General features: G+C 37.8%; 15 protein-coding genes and 2 pseudogenes. 6 read left to right on the top strand and 11 right to left on the bottom strand.

Going from position 1 to position 18,525, the window contains the following annotated elements:
- Positions 1 to 2: 2 nt before the first annotated feature.
- Complete coding sequence (locus tag JCM17102_RS32365; RefSeq protein WP_245798487.1) at positions 3 to 2,276, top strand: alpha-L-arabinofuranosidase family protein; 2,274 nt, start codon at positions 3 to 5, stop codon at positions 2,274 to 2,276.
- Between the two features lie 91 nt (positions 2,277 to 2,367).
- Here JCM17102_RS32365 and rpiB read toward each other — a convergent pair whose 3' ends face one another.
- From rpiB to JCM17102_RS07100, 5 genes and pseudogenes are all read right to left on the bottom strand, one after another.
- Entirely contained in the window at positions 2,368 to 2,802 is a 435-nt protein-coding gene (rpiB, locus tag JCM17102_RS07120; protein ID WP_025074581.1) for a ribose 5-phosphate isomerase B, read from the bottom strand.
- On the bottom strand, positions 2,802 to 4,811 hold the full coding sequence (locus JCM17102_RS07115) for a transketolase family protein (protein WP_025074580.1): 2,010 nt from the start codon (positions 4,809 to 4,811) through the stop codon (positions 2,802 to 2,804). Before JCM17102_RS07115 ends, rpiB begins: the two co-directional genes overlap by 1 nt.
- A gap of 161 nt (positions 4,812 to 4,972) precedes the next feature.
- On the bottom strand, positions 4,973 to 6,517 hold the full coding sequence (locus tag JCM17102_RS07110) for an alpha-N-arabinofuranosidase (protein ID WP_025074579.1): 1,545 nt from the start codon (positions 6,515 to 6,517) through the stop codon (positions 4,973 to 4,975).
- A 10-nt stretch (positions 6,518 to 6,527) separates the two neighbouring features.
- Positions 6,528 to 6,788 (bottom strand): annotated as a pseudogene (locus JCM17102_RS26570) (NrtR DNA-binding winged helix domain-containing protein); the annotation flags it as partial.
- 52 nt (positions 6,789 to 6,840) lie between these two features.
- Positions 6,841 to 7,977 carry an aldose epimerase family protein gene (locus JCM17102_RS07100; RefSeq protein ID WP_025074578.1) on the bottom strand — a complete coding sequence of 379 codons (1,137 nt, stop codon included), beginning with the start codon at positions 7,975 to 7,977 and terminating at the stop codon, positions 6,841 to 6,843.
- 224 nt (positions 7,978 to 8,201) lie between these two features.
- Here JCM17102_RS07100 and JCM17102_RS07095 point away from each other — a divergent pair, with 224 nt between their 5' ends.
- Positions 8,202 to 9,248 (top strand): HEPN domain-containing protein, encoded by a 1,047-nt coding sequence (locus JCM17102_RS07095; protein WP_025074577.1) that lies wholly within the window; start codon positions 8,202 to 8,204, stop codon positions 9,246 to 9,248.
- A 69-nt stretch (positions 9,249 to 9,317) separates the two neighbouring features.
- Positions 9,318 to 9,709 (top strand): annotated as a pseudogene (locus tag JCM17102_RS32605) (transposase); the annotation flags it as partial.
- Between the two features lie 21 nt (positions 9,710 to 9,730).
- Here JCM17102_RS32605 and galK read toward each other — a convergent pair.
- From galK to JCM17102_RS07075, 3 genes are read right to left on the bottom strand one after another with little or no spacing between them, the layout of a single operon-like run.
- Positions 9,731 to 10,885 carry a galactokinase gene (gene galK / locus JCM17102_RS07085; RefSeq protein ID WP_025074575.1) on the bottom strand — a complete coding sequence of 385 codons (1,155 nt, stop codon included), beginning with the start codon at positions 10,883 to 10,885 and terminating at the stop codon, positions 9,731 to 9,733.
- Positions 10,886 to 10,923: 38 nt separating this feature from the next.
- Positions 10,924 to 12,243, bottom strand: coding sequence for an MFS transporter (locus tag JCM17102_RS07080; RefSeq protein WP_025074574.1), 1,320 nt, complete (start codon positions 12,241 to 12,243; stop codon positions 10,924 to 10,926).
- Positions 12,244 to 12,295: 52 nt separating this feature from the next.
- Entirely contained in the window at positions 12,296 to 13,393 is a 1,098-nt protein-coding gene (locus JCM17102_RS07075; protein WP_025074573.1) for an aldose epimerase family protein, read from the bottom strand.
- Between the two features lie 282 nt (positions 13,394 to 13,675).
- On the opposite strand from JCM17102_RS07075, the gene JCM17102_RS07070 reads away from it, so the two are divergent.
- A complete protein-coding gene (locus JCM17102_RS07070; protein ID WP_025074572.1) occupies positions 13,676 to 14,647 on the top strand; it encodes a type I phosphomannose isomerase catalytic subunit in 972 nt (323 codons plus the stop codon).
- 96 nt (positions 14,648 to 14,743) lie between these two features.
- Here JCM17102_RS07070 and JCM17102_RS07065 read toward each other — a convergent pair whose 3' ends face one another.
- The 3 genes from JCM17102_RS07065 to JCM17102_RS07055 form a co-directional block, all read right to left on the bottom strand.
- Entirely contained in the window at positions 14,744 to 15,523 is a 780-nt protein-coding gene (locus JCM17102_RS07065; protein ID WP_025074571.1) for a DUF4373 domain-containing protein, read from the bottom strand.
- Between the two features lie 22 nt (positions 15,524 to 15,545).
- The gene (locus JCM17102_RS07060) at positions 15,546 to 15,890 is read right to left on the bottom strand and encodes an SH3 beta-barrel fold-containing protein (RefSeq protein ID WP_025074570.1); all 345 of its coding nucleotides are present in this window, start codon (positions 15,888 to 15,890) and stop codon (positions 15,546 to 15,548) included.
- Between the two features lie 221 nt (positions 15,891 to 16,111).
- Positions 16,112 to 16,525, bottom strand: a complete 414-nt coding sequence (locus JCM17102_RS07055) for a DUF4119 family protein (protein WP_025074569.1) — start codon at positions 16,523 to 16,525, stop codon at positions 16,112 to 16,114.
- Between the two features lie 126 nt (positions 16,526 to 16,651).
- On the opposite strand from JCM17102_RS07055, the gene JCM17102_RS07050 reads away from it, so the two are divergent.
- Positions 16,652 to 17,605 carry a tyrosine-type DNA invertase cluster 3b gene (locus tag JCM17102_RS07050; protein WP_025074568.1) on the top strand — a complete coding sequence of 318 codons (954 nt, stop codon included), beginning with the start codon at positions 16,652 to 16,654 and terminating at the stop codon, positions 17,603 to 17,605.
- 297 nt (positions 17,606 to 17,902) lie between these two features.
- The gene (locus tag JCM17102_RS07045) at positions 17,903 to 18,484 is read left to right on the top strand and encodes a UpxY family transcription antiterminator (protein WP_025074567.1); all 582 of its coding nucleotides are present in this window, start codon (positions 17,903 to 17,905) and stop codon (positions 18,482 to 18,484) included.
- Positions 18,485 to 18,525 lie beyond the last annotated feature (41 nt).

Genomic DNA, 18,525 nt, shown 5'->3' with positions numbered 1-18,525 from the left:
ATGTGAATCATGAAATATACGGAGGAATTTATAACCAACGCATATTCGGTGAAAGTTTTGAAGAACCTACTCCCGGAATTACTTTTGATGATTTTTCAATATATGATGGTAATTGGACTACCTCTCATGGAGAACTTCATGCAACAAAAGCGGCAGGTTCTAAATTTATCTACAATCCTATTGAATTAAAAAATGGTGTGGTAGAAGCTGAAATTAAATTCGATGACACATCAGGGGATAATGCAGGATTAATTACGCGAGTTTCTAAAGAAGCGAAAGGTGCTGATGCTTTCAATGGATATGAAATAAGTCTTGCAGCCAACGGGAAGAAAGTGGTGATTGGAAAACATGAAAATAATTTTAGCCATATCCGTGATATAGAAGTAGATTGTAATCCTGCTGAATGGAATCGGTTGAAGGTTGTTATGAATGATGGAAGAATGGAAATCTTTCTAAATGATAAAAGCCTTTTTGTGCATAATGAAAACAATCCTATTCTTGCTACTGGTAGAATTGGATTGCGTTCATGGAATTCTAATGTGAAATTTCGTAATGTCAGAATGAAGGCTGAGAATATGGACAAGATATTGAAATTCAATATAACTCCTCAACCAGAGGTTAGTTTTCATTGGACACCCATTCAGACTGGAAATGTTAAAGCTGTTTTTATACATGATAATAAAGATGCTTATAACTCAACTTGGTCACAGATGATCAGCAAAAATGGTGGCTCAGGTAAAGTGGGAGTAGCTAATATGGGGCTTAATGGATGGGGGATTGCTGTGAAAGAAGGACAGAAATTTGAAGGACGGCTCTATTTGAAAGGCTCCTATAAAGGAGTGGTGAAAGTTGCACTACAGAGTGTAGATGGAAATAAAGAATATGCAATTCAAGAGTTGAAAGGAGTGACAGATAAGTGGCAAAAGTTCCCATTCGAATTCATTTCAAATGTTACGGATACCAATGCACGTCTGGCTGTTTATATAGAGAATAATGGTAAAGTCTGGATAGACCAAGTGGTCCTGATGGGTACTGGGGATGACCTATTTCATAATTTGCCATTACGCAATGATATTGCTAAAACAATGGTTAATCAAGGTTTGACATTTTTACGTTATGGAGGTACTATGGTTAATGCCCCTGATTACAAGTTCAAAAATATGATTGGTGACAGGGATAAACGGCCGCAATATAGAGGTCATTGGTATCCTTATTCCACCAACGGATTCGGTATTGAAGAATTTCTTCAGCTTTGTGAAGCGGCAGGTTTTGAACCTTGTTTTGCAGTGAATGTGGGAGAATCAGCACAGGATATGGCGGATATGATTGAATACCTGAACGGGCCGGTAACTTCCGAGTGGGGAAAGAAGCGGGCAGATGCTGGACATCCTAAACCCTACAATGTGAAGTATATAGAGATTGGCAATGAAGAAGTGATATGGGGAGATATTCGTAAAGATTATGAGAAATATATTCAGGATTTTAATCGTATCTATGATGCTATTAAATCAAAAGACCCGAATATAGAATTTGTTTCTGCAGCTTGGTGGCGTCCGGATTCACAGGAAAATATGAAAATGGTATTTGATGCACTCAATGGAAAAGCTGCTTATTGGGATTATCATCCATGGGCTGATGATAACATTTTGGGATCCCAGGTAGAAGGAGAGTTGAAGCAGATGAAAGATTATTTTCAGAAATGGGACCCGAATACAAAGATGAAATGTGCTCTATTTGAAGAAAACGGAGTAACTCATGATATGCGGCGTGCATTAGGGCATGTGACAATTCAGAATGCAGCCCGTAGGATGGGAGACTTTTTATTAACGACTTGTGCTGCTAATGCGCTGGAACCTTATCTGCAAAATGATAATGGCTGGAATCAGGGACAAATCTTCTTTACCCCTTCACAGGTCTGGGGAATGCCTCCTTTTTATGCTAAGCAGATGGCTTCAAATCATCATAAACCTTTCAGAGTGTTTAGCGCAACTCACGGAGAACTGGATGTAACGGCTGCTACAGATGAAAAGAAGGAAGAAGTAGTGGTTCATGTCTCAAATATTCATGACTATGTTATTACCGCTGATATTTGTTTGAAAGGATTTGATTCGCCTTCAAAAATTAAAGTTATTACATTGTCTGGTGATCTCAAAGATAAAAATACACCGGAACAACCGGAAAGAATTGTACCGCAAGAGAAAGTCCTTTATTATACAAAAGACTTGAAATACGAATTTCCTGCTAATTCGTATACAATTCTAGTATATCAGAGGTAGTTTAATAAGGTATCTATATCTGTAGAAAAAGGTTGCAAGTTATGGATTATTTCCATTCACTTGCAACCTTTTTTTATTTAAATTGTAGGCTTTATTTTACTGGAATTTTATCGATACGTTTCTGATGACGACCTCCTTCAAAATCTGTAGAGAAGAACTCGGTCAAAATCATATCTGCTTCCTCTGTACTGATAAAACGCCCTGGCATTACAAGTATATTGGCGTCATTATGCAGACGGGCTAAATGCGCGATTTCTGCATTCCAGCAGAGAGCGGCACGAATACCTTGATGCTTGTTTAAAGTCATATTGATTCCGTTTCCACTTCCACAAATAGCAATTCCCGGATAACATTCTCCTGCCTCTATGGCGAGTGCCAAAGGATGTGCATAATCCGGATAATCTACACTGGCAGTTGAATTAGTACCAAAGTCTTTATATGCCCAGCCTTTTGCTTCCAGCCATCCGCGAACATATTCTTTTAATTCGTAACCGGCGTGGTCACATGCTAATCCGATTGTTTTCATTAGAGCATTGTTTTTACCTGATTATATACATTCTCGGCAGTAAATCCAAGCTTCTCATCCAATACTTTGTAAGGAGCTGAGAAACCAAATGAATCTAATCCCCAGATCTTACCGTCGCAACCTACCAAACCTTGGAGAGTCACAGGAAGCCCTGCTGTCAGACCAAAAATCTTAGCTCCTGTTGGCAGGATTGATTCCTGATATTCTTTAGGCTGACTACGGAATAATCCTTCAGATGGAGCCGAAACAATACGAACTTTTACTCCGTCTTTGCGTAGAAGTTCAGCGCCTGCTACCAAGGTCGAAACTTCAGAACCGGAAGCTACCAGAATAACATCCGGATTTTCGTCTGAACCTGCAACAATATAAGCACCTTTCTCAGCTTCTGCATAATCAGTTCCAGCTGGTAAGTTTGCAATATTTTGACGGGATAAAATCAAACCTGTCGGAGTATAGACATTCTCCATTGCAAGTTTCCATGCAATAGTTGTTTCTTCTACATCTGCCGGACGTAGTACCAGCATAGAGTTATGACCTTTATGATTTTTAAGTTTCTCCATCAAACGTATTTGAGCTTCCTGTTCAACCGGTTCGTGAGTAGGTCCATCTTCACCTACACGGAAGGCGTCATGTGACCAGATGAATTTTACAGGTTGTTCCATCAAAGCTGCCATACGTATAGCCGGCTTCATATAATCAGAGAACACGAAGAATGTTCCACATGCAGTAATGACACCACCATGTAATGACATACCAATACAAACACAAGCCATTGTCAATTCGGATACACCTGCCTGGAAGAATGCCCCGCTGAAATCACCTTTTTTGAAGGCATGAGTTTTCTTTAAGAAGCCATCTGTTTTATCAGAATTTGAAAGGTCGGCAGAAGCAACAATCATATTTTCAACTTGTGTGGCAAGTGCTCCTAATACAGTTGCTGAACCAACACGTGTAGCACCACCTGCTTTTTGTTCTATAACAGTCCAGTCTATTTTCGGTGCCTTTCCTGCAAAGAAAGTTTCCAATTTAGCAGCCAGTTCCGGATTTGCGTTTGCCCAAGCTGCTTTTATTGCATATTTTTCAGCTATGATTTTCTTTAATTCTGTAGCACGTTTTGTATATAACTCGGCAACTTCCGGGAATATAACAAATGGATTAGTAGGATCACCCTCCAGATTCTTAATCGTATTTACGTAAGCATCACCGCCAAGTGGAGCGCCATGAGTAGCGCAATTAGCTTCGTAACTACTACCATCGGCTTTACGTGCACCTTTACCCATTACTGTTTTACCAATAATCAGAGTCGGACGTTCTTTTTCAGCTTTTGCTTCTTTTAGGGCCATGCGGATTTCATCTACATCATTACCATTGATGCTAATCACTTTCCATCCCCATGCTTCGTATTTCATAGCGGTATCTTCAACAGTCACATCTTTTGTTTCGGTAGAAAGCTGAATATCGTTAGCATCATAGAACATGATCAGATTATCCAATCCCAATGCACCGGCGATACGTCCGGCACCTTGCGATATTTCTTCCTGTATACCACCATCAGAAATATAAGCATAGACTGTTTGATCCATTACCTCATTAAAACGAGCTTTCAGGAATTTGGCAGCGATAGCAGCACCTACTGCAAAAGTATGTCCTTGTCCTAACGGACCTGAAGTATTTTCCACACCGCGCATGATATCTACTTCAGGATGTCCTGGAGTAGGGCTTCCCCATTGACGAAATTCTTTCAGTTCGTCCAGTGTGTATTTACCGGTCAAAGCAAGGGTAGAATAGAGCATCGGAGACATATGACCGGGATCAAGAAAAAAGCGGTCACGTCCCTCCCAACGGGGATTTTCAGGATCGTATACTAAAAATTCAGAGAAGAGTACGTTCACAAAATCAGCACCACCCATGGCGCCACCCGGGTGACCGGAATTGGCTTTTTCAACCATTGAAGCAGCAAGAATACGGATGTTATCCGCTGCACGATTCATAAGTTTGTTATCGTTCATATCTTTATATTTAATAAATTCCGTTTATATTTTTTGCAAAGATAACTCTTTCTCTGTAATTGGCAATGAGAAAGGGCTTTCTTCTTCTTTCTTTTCGTTTCCATTTTTGATGATTTTTTCTTTCGATTATAGTAACGATTCCTCGTGGTACTACTAGTACACTAGTGCAACTCCAATGTAACAATTGATTTGGCAGGTAGTTTTACTTTCAGTACTCCTTTATTGATTTTTACCTCTTTGAATGGAGCTAATTTGACATTATTAGGATTTTCAAAAGAATTATAATCAGTTAGGTTTGTAGAAGTTAAAATTTCTCCGGTTGCTTTTGAAGCCTTTACATCAGGTAAGTTAATAGTAACTTCTTGAGCATTGTCAGTGTCTACATTGGAAAGTGAAAGATGAATGATACCGTTTTTATCTTTTGAGGAAGTGGCGCTAATGGAAGGTACTACACGATTTCCGCGTACATTCATTATTTCACAATTCAGTTCAAGTGGCAGATACGTGGCGTCCTGATGAACCTTGTACATTTTGAAAACATAGTAAGTAGGAGTTAATACGATCTCTTTATCTTTTGTCAGTATCATAGATTGAAGTACATTCACTATTTGCGCTATATTTGCCATCTTCAAACGGTCGGTATATTTATGGAATACATCAAGACTTAAGGAAGCGACAAAAGCATCACGCAATGTATTTTGTTGGTATAGATGTCCTCTTGTAGTTCCCGGTTCTTCATCCCACCATGTTCCCCATTCATCAAGTATGAGTGCAATTCTCTTGTTTTTATCATATTTGTCCATGATAGCGCAGTGTTTTTTGATTACGTCCTCTACTTCAAGACACTTACCCATGGTCCAGTAATAGTCGTCTTTATTAAATTTCGTTGCAGCTCCTTTGCTACCACTCCACCCGCTTACAGTATAATAATGTAGGGAAAGACCTTGCATTTTGTGTCCTACACGATTCATTAGAACTTCTGTCCAGTTGTAATCATAATCGCTTGCACCACTGGCAATCTTAAATAAATAGTTACCATCGTAATTACGACAATAAGTAGAATAACGACGATACAGATCTGAATAATATTCCGGACGCATATTACCACCGCATCCCCAACTCTCATTTCCTACACCGAGATATTTGACTTTCCATGCTTTATCACGACCGTTTTTACGGCGAAGATTAGCCATTGGGGAATCTCCCTCTGAAGTCATGTATTCTACCCATTTGGCAAGTTCTTCAACTGTTCCGCTACCTACATTTCCACTAATATATGGTTCACAGCCCAACATTTCACAAAGATTTAGAAATTCATGTGTTCCGAAGCTATTGTCTTCAATAGTTCCTCCCCAATTGTTATTTACCATTTTGGGACGATTTTCTTTTGGACCGATACCGTCCATCCAATGATATTCATCGGCAAAGCAACCGCCCGGCCAGCGGAGAACAGGAACAGCCAAATCTTTTAACGCATTGAATACGTCTGTACGATATCCTTTGGTATTGGGAATCTCTGAATTTTCGCCTACCCAAAGTCCACCATAGATACATGAACCTAGATGTTCGGCAAACTGGCCATATATTTCTTTCGGGATAATTTCTTTACCTTGATCAATATATACAGTGATGGTTGCTTCCTTTTGTGCGGAAAGAGATATAGATGCAGCTAGAAAAGCTGTGCTGATTAATAATTTTGTTCTCATAATAATATTCTTAAAGTTTAAATTTTAGATCTTTATGGTATGTTCTGCTATTGAACTTATGCAAAGCAGCACCACGTTTAGAACTTGTTTTATCTATTTCATCAGTTTTTTCTATAAAATCCATTTCTGCAATTTGTTTACGGAAATTCTGTATATCCATTGGTTCGCCATAAATAGCTTCGTACAAACTTTATAACTGAGATAAAGTAAAAAGTTTCGGCAATAAGCTAAAGTCGATAGGTCTTATTGATGCTTTCTGTCTCATTAATTCGAAGTTATTATTGAGTTATCTTGTTTCGTTGACCGAATTTTCCCAATAACGATTATTTCTCTACGGAGAACTTATAAATACATTCACTGTTATAGGTCTGTCCTGGTTCCAAAACAACGGAAGGCCAATCTTTTTTGTTAGGACTGTCAGGATAGTGTTGTGTTTCCAAACATACTGCGGTACGTTGATTATAAATAATGCCTTTTTTCCCTGTTACAGTTCCGTTTAGAAAGTTACCAGTGTATATTTGGATACCGGGTTCATTTGTATATACTTCTAAACTGATTCCCGACTCTGGAGAAGTAAGCTTCGCAGCTATTTGGTTAATATCCCCTTTGGTATTTAAGACCCAGTTATGGTCATATCCGTTTCCGTTCTTTAGTTGAACAAAATCATTATTTATGTCTTGACCGATTACTTTTGGAATAGTAAAGTCCATCGGAGTTTCTTTTACAGAAGCAATTTCACCTGTAGTCATAGACGTACTGTCAATTGGAGTAAAATAATCGGCGTTTATATATAAAATGTCGTTAGTAGAAACTTTTGATGGATCGCCAGAAAGATTGAAAAATGAATGATTAGTCATATTAATGACTGTCTTTTTATCTGTAGTTGCTTTATAGTTGATGTGAATGGCATTGTCATTTGTTAGTTGGTAGATAACTTTTGCTGTAACATTACCGGGAAAATTTTCGTCGCCATCTGGTGAGAAGTAAGTTAATTCCAAAGTAGCAGAATCTATCTGTTGGGCATCATATACTTGACATTGCCATCCTTTGGGACCTCCATGCAAGCAATGTCCATGTTTGTTTTGTGGTAGTTGTATGGTGTCTCCATCCAAAACAAAACGTCCTTGAGCAATGCGGTTGGCATAACGCCCGATAGAAGCACCGAAATTGTTCGGAATATTGATATAATCATCAATGTTATCAAGACCTAAAGCTACATCCTGCATTTTTCCACTTTTATCAGGAACCATAATAGATACGATACGTCCTCCAAAATTGGTAATACATACTTCCATGCCAGTTTTATTCTTTAAAATATAAAGAGCTGTATGTGCATTATTTATTTCTGTTTGAAATTTTGTTGGATCAAGACCGGATAAGGTCAGTTTGGCGACTGGCTTATTATCACATGCGAATAGTATCGATAGAATAACTGCTACAAAAATAAAATGTGTTTTCATGGTACTGTTTTTTAATGTAAATGAGATACTTATCTTATTTTTGGTGTGAAAGTAACACTTTTGTTTAGTGTATTGTATACACTGATGTATGTTATATAGCATAAAGTTAAAAAATAGTTGAATATCAAAATAATAGAATTAACGATGAAAATAGTTGGCATAGTTGTATTTTTCATTTAAAAGGAGTAATATTGCATAGAAAAGAATAAATACCAATAGATGGAATGAAACGAAGTATCAAGAATTTACCTGAATCTACACAAGAAGAACTTAACTTTTTAGTCGAATCTATAACTCGCCATATCCCAAGGTGCGTAATGATCATTTTGTATGGAAGTTATGCCCGAGAAGAGTATGTGTTGTGGGACGAGAAGATAGAATTTGGAGTTCATACTTCCTATCAAAGTGATCTGGATATTCTGGTCGTAACCTTTGGGGCTAATGCTCGTGTTACTGAGTGGCAATTGGAAGAAAAGGTGGTGGAAAGTTATCATAAAGTATTTGCTTTCAGGCGCCATGCTGCACCTCAATTTATTGTGGAAGATATTAATAGTTTCAATAAGGCTCTTGATCAGAAGCGTTACTTTTATACAGATATAGTGAAGGAAGGTATTAAACTTTATGATAATAAGAAGTTTAAACTAACAAAACCTCATGAACTTTCTTATAAAGAGATCAAAGACATTGCTACAGAAGAGTTCAATAAATGTTATCCGTTTGCTATTGGATTCATGAAGTATGCTTATATTGCTTTAGAAGATGGGATGAATGAATTAGGAGCTTTCCAGCTTCATCAGGCTTGCGAGAGGTTTTATTATTCTATAGAACTTGTTTTTGTGAATTATCGCCCTAAAAGTCATAAATTGAAAGACCTTGAAAGTAAGTGTAAGAAATATTCTCATGCTATAGCTAGTGTATTTCTTCATCATACAGATTTTGAAAAACACTGTTATGACTTACTGTGTCGTGCTTATATCGAGTCACGATATAATAAGGATTATGTAGTTACAAAAGAAGAACTGACATATATGCTACAAAGAGTGGAGCTTCTGAAGGAGGTTACCTATACTATTTGTTCTGAGCAACTACTTTTTTATGACTCACAGAAAGACGCTGAGAATAGAAAGTCTACAGAAATTTATCAAACTATAAAGAAGAAGGATGTACCTAGTATAGCAGCTGATGATTTACAGGAATATTCGGAGGATGATTCTAAAGAAAAAGGTCCTGAAGATAAAGCTCCCGAAGATAAAGAAGATTGTGCCATATAATACTAGGAGGCTGCCCGAATGAAGTGAACTCATTTTTATTGTAAAAGTCCGAACTTTCACAAGTTCGGACTCAGGGCGAACCATAAACTAAGGTGGTATAAGCAACTGGCACGCGAGAAGCTCACTTCACCAAAAGGATTTGAACATAGGAGCAAAAGACCGGTGGAGGTGGAAGCGGTCTTCGGACAACTAAAATGGAATAAAGGTATAAGAGATTCAGACATAAAGTCCTGGATAAGATTATCATGGACTTCGGAATATTGGCTATTGCATTTAACATCGGAAAAATGATCTGCAAGCAGAAAAAGGCTAAGAAAGGGAGGGATGGAATGAATTATAAGACTGATAAAGGTAGAAAATGGAATTTTATGAGCGATACTTTTATAATTGGTTGGATTAATCACAAAAAAGAGACAAAAAATAAAAAAGTAAGAGGATGTCCTTTTCAGACACCCTCCTAGAAACATATAGATTGATATATATTATTCCAATCTGCGAGAACCGTCACCGATTACTACATCATAAACTTTCGGACTTCTGCCGAATTTAGCTTTGAAAGCTTCTTTTGTTTTTTCAATGAAGTTATCGTATAATTCTTCTTTCACCAAGTTAATGGTGCAACCTCCGAAGCCACCGCCCATAACACGAGAACCAGTTACGCCATATTCTTTAGCACAGTCGTTTAAGAAATCGAGTTCTTCACAGCTTACTTCGTATAACTTACTCATACCGTGGTGAGTTTCATACATCTTCTGACCTACAGTCTCGTAATCATCTTTTTCCAAAGCATCACATACATCAAGTACACGTTGGATTTCTTCGATCACATATTCTGCACGCATATAGTCTTCTTCACTGATCTCAGCTTTTGCTTCCTGCAACATTTCCATTGTACAGTCGCGTAAGAATTCTACATGAGGATGTTTTTTCTGGATAGCAGCAACTGCAGCTTCACAACTTTGGCGACGCTTGTTATATGCAGAAGAAGCTAATTCATGTTTAACAACCGAATCCAGCAAAACGAGGCGATAACCAGTCGGATGGAATGGGAAATATTGATATTCCAAAGAACGGCAATCCAAACGAATCAAGCTACCGGCTTTACCGAATACGGAAGCAAATTGATCCATGATCCCGCAGTTTACACCGCAGTAGTTGTGTTCTGTAGCTTGTCCTACTTTTGCCAATTCAAATTTATCAATTTTGTTTTCACCAAACAATTCGTTCAAAGCAAAGGCATAAGTGCTTTCTAAAGCAGCAGAAGAAGACATACCGGCACCCAAAGGTACATCACCGGCAAAAGCTGTATTAAATCCTTTTACATTTACACCTCTTTTGATCATTTCACGGCATACACCGAAAATGTATCTTGCCCAGCTGGCACGAGGAGCATCTTCTTCATTCAGACCAAATTCAACATAATCTTTAAGGTCAATAGAGTAAGCTCTTACTTTGTCAGTGCCATTTGGTTTGATTTCAGCGATCATGCCTTTGTCTATAGCTCCCGGGAATACAAACCCACCATTATAGTCAGTGTGTTCGCCAATTAAGTTAATACGACCTGGAGAGGCATATACAAACCCTGTGGTTCCGTCAAAATGCTTGATGAAACGACTTCTTACATGTTCTATATCCATGATAAAATCATTTTATAAGTTCGTTAATAATCGATTTATTATTCAACAGGAATATTTTTGTTCACATTCTTGCAACCAATCAATGCGTAATACAGTATATAGGCGACACCTGCGAAGATTACCCAGAAACTTGCCATATAACTACTTGTAGCATCTGCTACACCCCCTTGGATCAATGGAAGTATACCACCACCGCAAACCATTACCATAAAGATACCGGATGCCATTGCAGTATATTTGCCAAGGCCTTCTACTGCAAGATTGAAAATACCACCCCACATGATAGAAGTACAAAGTCCGCAAAGAATGAAAAACATAACACCAACAGGTACAACAGCCATTCCAAAACTAATGTCTGATTTGAATACAGGCATATTTACTGTTGCTTCAGTAGGAGCAAACATACCGATGAGTAAGAAAGCTAATGCGAACAGACAAACAGTTGTGATTTGAGCTTTACTGGAGAATTTAGCACCGAGAGCACCACCGCAAAGACGACCAATCATCATCAGGAACCAATATGTACCTACGATAGATCCTGCGATTGCAGTATCAATACCTAATCCTTGAGCACCTTCTGCAGTTTGTGAAGTAGTAAGGAATAAGTTTACAAAGTTAGGAATACCTACTTCTACTCCCACATATACAAAGATAGCTACTGTTCCAAGAACGAAGTGACGGAAAGACATCGGGCTGTAAGCATCTTTCACTTTGTGGTCAGCAGTGTGTTCCATGTGAGGTTCAGGAATGCTCATTGAAGCTAAAACAACGAATACTACAGCGAAAATACCCATAGCGATAAATAAAGCTGGATTAGCGTCACTAATTCTTGTATCCTGACTGATGGTACCGATCAAATAACCTCCTAGTACTGGAACGATTGTTGCTGAAATAGAATTTAAAGAACCACCGAACTGAATTAATTGGTTACCTTTCTTACCACCACCACCTAATGTATTTAACATCGGGTTTACTACAGCGTTTAACATACACATAGAGAAACCGGAAACGAAAGCTCCTGTTAGGTACACCCAAAATGGTCCGAATTCACCTGGTTGGAACGGCATTTGTCCTGAAAGGAATTGGATACCTACACCAACGAAACCTACTGCAACTGCAATTAATGCTGTCTTTTTATAACCAATTCTTTTCAGCATAATACCAGCCGGAAGTCCCATAAATGCATAAGCTATGAAATTGGCTGCATTTCCTAACTGGGTCATCCAGTTGGGAGCATTAAACTGTTCTTTTACAATAAGTCCGAGAGGATTAGTAAATCCTGTAACGAATGAAATCATAGCGAAGAGGGCGAACATCATTGCTATTGGCAATAGATAACTCTTTTTTTCTTGTGTCATGGTTTTAAATAAATATTAGTTTATAAATTTGATTAGTTATTCTTCTATTAAATTATTCTTCTACGTCAAACTTGTATACAGTTATTTGCTGATATTCATCACCTGGTAGTAATGTCGCTGATGGGAAGTGAGCAATGTTTGGAGTATCCGGGAAACATTGTGCCTCAAAGCATATTGCACTTCTGGCAGGGAATGTTGCACCATGTGCACCTTCGAATCCATTTAACCAATTACCTGTATAAAGTTGTACTCCATTTTCTGTTGTGTATACTTCCATGATTCGTCCGCTTTTGGGATCTTTGCAGACAGCTGCCAGATCGAGCGAACCGTTTTCATTCTTGTTCAACACATAACAATGGTCATATCCTGCACCGAAAATAAGCTGTTGGAATTTATCGTTGATGCGTTCGCCTACGGTGTGTGGCGTACGGAAGTCCATCGGCGTACCTTCTACTTTAAGAATTTCTCCTGTTGGGATGGATATTTCGTCGATAGGCGTATAGAAATCAGCATTAATAGTGACAAGGTGATCATTTATAGTAGGAGTTGGATTGGAAATGCCGGCAAGGTTGAAGAATCCGTGACTGGTTAAGTTTACTATTGTTGCTTTATCGGTAGTTGCACGATATTCAATAGTCAATGCATTTACTTCTTCTTCCAATCGATAGGTCATTTCTACTTCCAGATTACCAGGGAACCCTTCTTCACCATCCGCAGAAAGATAATTGAATTGTACGGTACACTCATTAATTTGAGTGGCATCCCATACACGTGCATGAAAGCCTGTAGGTCCGCCGTGCAAAGAGTTAGGTCCGTTGTTGATAGTCAGTTCATGTTCTTCGCCAAATAAGGTGAATTTCCCTTTAGCTATACGATTACCGTAGCGTCCGATAGTAGTACTGAGGAATGGTTCCGGGCTGTTGATGACATGGTCGATACTGTCGTGTCCTAAAATAACATTAGCATATTTTCCGTTTTTATCCGGTACCATAATTGAAAGAATGGCGCATCCGTAATTAGTTACGGCTACTTCCATTCCCTTCTTATTTTTAAGGATAAATAAGTCTGTTTTCTTATCATTTATATCCTTTTGGAAATCTTCGCGGCTGAGCCCAGATAGATTTCCCTTTGTTGGGAATGTGTTATTCATGTTTGGTATTAATTAAAATTTCTTGCAAATAAAGGGAAATTCTTTGTTACTCACAAATTATTCGGTCTAAATCTAAAGGGGCTTTTAGGAAAGTTTAGCGTAATTATCTGTCTCTTCTTTAGTAGACAAGAAAATTTTCATTTGGGCCGCATTGATAATCTGGATTTTGATTGAATTTAAATTTCATCTTTTATTTAAAATTGAACTATTTTTCGTATGTTTGTCCCCGGATTGTTACAATCCAGGCGAATTTAATCTAAGTTTATAACAAGAAAAACTAAAATGTATCCATTAAAATTCGAACCTATTCTGAAGCAGACGCTTTGGGGGGGCGACAAGATTATTCCATTCAAGCATTTGAATTCAGACTTGAAAGGAGTAGGAGAAAGCTGGGAGATTTCCGGCGTAGAAAATAATGAATCTGTTGTGGCCAATGGTCCGGACAAAGGTTTAACTTTAACCGATATGATGAAAAGGTATCGCGAAGAGCTGGTAGGCGAAGCGAACTATGCCCGTTTCGGTAACAAGTTTCCTTTGTTGATCAAGTTTATTGATGCCAAACAGGATCTATCTATTCAGGTACACCCGTCAGACGATTTGGCAAAGAAACGCCATAACTCAATGGGTAAAACAGAAATGTGGTATGTGGTAGATGCGGATAAGGGAGCTAAATTACGTTCAGGTTTTTCTGAGCAAATTACTCCTAAAGAATATAAAGAACGTGTGTTCAATAACACGATTACTGATGTGTTGCAGGAATATGAAATTCATCCGGGGGATGTGTTTTTCCTTCCGGCAGGACGTGTTCACAGCATCGGCGCCGGTTCGTTTATAGCTGAAATTCAGCAAACTTCTGATATCACATATCGTATTTATGATTTCAATCGTAAGGATGCTAACGGAAAGACTCGTGAACTTCATACTGATCTGGCACGCGAAGCTATCGATTACGATGTACTGGATGATTACCGTACAAAATACGATGCAGTGAAAGACGAACCAGTGGAATTGGTTGCATGTCCTTACTTTACAACATCTGTGTATGATCTGACAGAAGAAATAAATTGTGATTATTCTGAGCTTGATTCTTTTGTGATTTTTATTTGTATGGAAGGATCTTGTAAATTAAGAGATAATGAAGGTAACGAATTGACGGTGAATGCAGGTGAATCTGTTTTGTTTCCTGCTACTACACAAGATGTAACGATTACTCCGGTAGGTGGAAATGTGAAACTGCTGGAAACATACGTGTAAGTAAATAGTATACATTTTTATATAACAGTAAGAAGAGGTATTCCACCACTAAAGGGAATACCTCTTTCTTTGTTCAGTGTTAGATTATTCGGACCGTTAATGTTTGCCTCCCAATATGGAAATGATATACTTTCCAGGTGCTCCTATCTTGCTCCAGTTGGTATTAGCGAATATTTTCCAAACTTGTGTTCCCTTCTTCCCGTAGTCTGATAACATTAGAATCGTTTCTTTCTCTTTCCGGACAGTTACCTTATACCGTTCCATACTTTCTAGTAGTCCCGATAAATTGTGTGTGGCTTGATTGTATGCATATCCCGGAATTTCCACCGAAATGTTGTTTGATTCTTCTTCCTCTGTAGGTGTTTTAGTTTTGTTTAGTTTAGTTTGTCCGGAATTGTCTGCATTTTCCGAAGTCAACTCAACTTGAACAGAAGAATTGTTTGCATTTTCGTTGTTCATATCCTCTTTTTGCTTACAATTTTTGGAATTACCATTTGGTAATAAGTAAGGCAATTTAGAGAAATCACGTTTTCGCCGAACAGTAGCTTCCAGCCAAACCCTTTGTATTTGTTCTGAAGTTAGGATTCCATATTTCTCGTAGCTTTCTTTATCGAAAAATTCCTTTTCCAATAATATTTGAATAATCTTATCCATTGTCTTTTCATGTATTTCTCCTCCAGTTTTACGGATAAAAATAAGGCTTTGTTCTTGTCCCCAAGAGATATAATACCCTTCTTTATAAATTTTGCATAGCAACCTCATGACGATGTAAGAAGCTCGTATTCCATATTGAGCTTCTAACAATTCAATGACTTCCTCTTCAAAAAAAGTAGCGTATATTGGGAAATAAGGGATTCCTTTATGATCAATACTCATAGTTAATTTATTTTATTTAAAGTTAAACAATAGGTTTCCAATCCAGCAGGTTGCCGATCATAAATCTTCTCCATGCCTGTTGTTCTTCACTCCAATAGATAATTGATTCCTGTTTTGCCGTAAGAATAAACTTGCGATGAAAGAATTTTTCATATCCAATAAGGGTGCCTTGCTCCATGCAGAATGTTCCGTCTTGTTTATTGAATGCTATCATTGCATGTCCGTAAAGCATTCGTTCTGCTGCTTCTATGTTCTTTTTAACAATTTTTTCTGCTTCCTTTTCTGAAATTCCTTTTTCAGCCATAATACGTCTTTTCCATACTGACTTAAAAAAACTAATTGTACTTTTGTCTAATTTCTTATTCATGATTTCTTGTTTTGTTAATCTTTAATAAAGTTGATTGTTGGATAAAATATCCATGCAAGATAGTGACACTATTTTATTGATATAGTGTAGCTATCTCTTTATTATAGTGACACTATCGCATTTTGATAGTGTCACTATTTTTAGGGATATTATTTCTGATCTTCAGCCGGTTGAAAACGGCGACAAAAGTATGATTCCCAATTCATTTACGCAATTATTTTTTAACGTTTCCTTTTTGGGTACTTTTTGGTATTCATTTTACTCTCTTCTTTTTGTTCTTTCAATAACTTTTGTTCAGATTTACTTAAGGTAGAAAGTTCTGTTAGTATACTGCTGTATTCCATTAGTTTAAATCCGTTGTGTTTTGAATAATACAGCTTTTTTTCGTGGTAGATGTATAGAGCTAAATCACTCAAAGTTTTGAGATGATGATAGTAGAGATGTTTTTCGAGGAACTTTTTCAAATGCAGATTCAAATATTCAATTTTGCTTCCTACCAATCCTCCTCTATTTTCCAGTTCTTCTCTACTGATGATTTCGTTCTTATACTGTTTCTGAACGCGTTTTTTAGCCATTTTTTCAATCATTTTTGTTTGTTTTTTTGTCCCTTTGGGAGACGATTTTTTACTTACCATAATTTGCTAATTTTTAACATGGTTAATTAATTTTAAAATAATTCTATTTAGCGAGCGCTTGTTGAACGTAAAAAAGTATTCTTCTTTGTTTTCGCCAAATATTGTATATATATAAAATAACTAGTGATGCAAATGAAGAACAGAAATGGATTTAGCCGATGTGCCCAACAGTACATCGATCGTTTACAGGAAGAAGGTCGCTTTTCGACTGCGCATGTTTATAAGCATGCTCTATATTCTTTCTGTAAGTTTTGTGATACATCTTGGGTGTCTTTTAGTCAGATAACCCGGGAACGGTTGCGCTGTTATGGGCAATATCTTTATGAATGCGGGTTGAAACCTAATACGATTTCTACCTACATGAGGATGCTCCGTAGTATTTATAACCGGGGAGTAGAGTCGGGGAGTGCTCCCTATGTTCCCCGCTTGTTTCATGATGTTTATACAGGGGTTGATGTCCGGCAGAAAAAGGCTTTGCCTGTCTCTGAGTTACATCGATTGCTTTATAAAGATCCGGGTTCAGAACGTTTACGTCGTACTCAGACTATTGCTGCTTTGATGTTTCAGTTTTGTGGAATGTCTTTTGCCGATTTTGCTCATCTTGAGAAAACGGCGTTGGAACAGAATATTCTCCATTACAATCGTATTAAGACCAAAACTCCTATGTGTGTAGAAGTATTGGATACAGCTAAGGATATGATTGGCCGACTTCGTAATCGTATGCCTCCTTGTTCGGGATGTCCGGATTATTTGTTTGCAATTCTTCGTGGTGACAAAAAACGGAAAGATCAAAGAGGATATCGTGAGTATCAGTCTGCTCTTCGGAATTTTAATAATTGCTTGAAAAGTTTAGCTCGTACATTACAGCTGCGTTCTCCCGTTACTTCCTATACACTTCGTCATTCTTGGGCTACTACAGCAAAATATCGGGGAGTCCCGATTGAAATGATAAGTGAATCATTGGGGCATACGTCCATTAAAACAACACAGATTTATTTGAAAGGTTTTGAATTAAGAGAACGTACAGAAGTTAATAGAAAGAATTTATTTTACGTAAAAAATTATTTTGTGACTAAGTAAAATTATGTAAGTTGTTGATAAATAGCGAAAATATATGTCTGTTACTTCTTAGGTAACGGATGTGAATTCGACGCAAAGATAGACAAAATTATATATAGACAGCAAATAAAAATATCTTTTTCTTCTCAATATATGGCAAATAAATATCTGAACATGAAATAGTCTAATCTTCATGTTCAGTAGTTATATGCTTTGTTTTCAAAAGAATACCCTCGATCACTAAAGATTAATACTCTTTTATAGATACCCCATATTCATCCGTTACCTAAGAAGTAACGATGAATATGGGGTAAAAATATGATTTCATTAGAAAAGAAAACATTGATTGCTGGGCCTATTTATGGGACAGGGGAAGGCGTAGCACACCCTAAACGTTGGTACGTTGCAATGGTTCGTATGCACCATGAAAAGAAAGTTGCGGAGCGTTTAGGAAAAATGGGGATTGACAGTTTTATTCCTGTCCAACAGGAAATCCATCAATGGAGTGACCGTCGTAAAAAAGTAGAAGCGGTTCTTCTTCCCATGATGGTCTTTGTCCATGTCACCCCCAAAGAACGCATGGAAGTGCTGACTCTTTCCACTGTCAGCCGCTATATGGTGATGCGCGGTGAAAGCACTCCTACGGTCATTCCTGACGACCAGATGGCCCGTTTCCGTTTTATGCTCGACTATTCAGAGGAAGCCGTTCATATGAACAGCACTCCTTTGGCTCGCGGTGAAGAAGTTCGTGTGATCAAAGGTCCTTTGGCCGGTCTTGTCGGTGAACTTGTGACTATGGATGGTAAAAGTAAAATTGCCGTTCGCTTGGATATGCTGGGCTGTGCCTGTGTAGATATGCCTATCGGTTATGTGGAATCAGTCAAAGCCCCTGCTGTTTAAAAAGATGGATACTGTCGTTTTACAGGATAAAATAGATCACC

This window comes from Bacteroides faecichinchillae JCM 17102, assembly GCF_000614145.1.
Taxonomy (GTDB): domain Bacteria; phylum Bacteroidota; class Bacteroidia; order Bacteroidales; family Bacteroidaceae; genus Bacteroides; species Bacteroides faecichinchillae.
The sequence above is the reverse complement of the archived record's forward strand: the minus strand, read 5'-3'. Positions and strand labels throughout refer to the sequence as shown.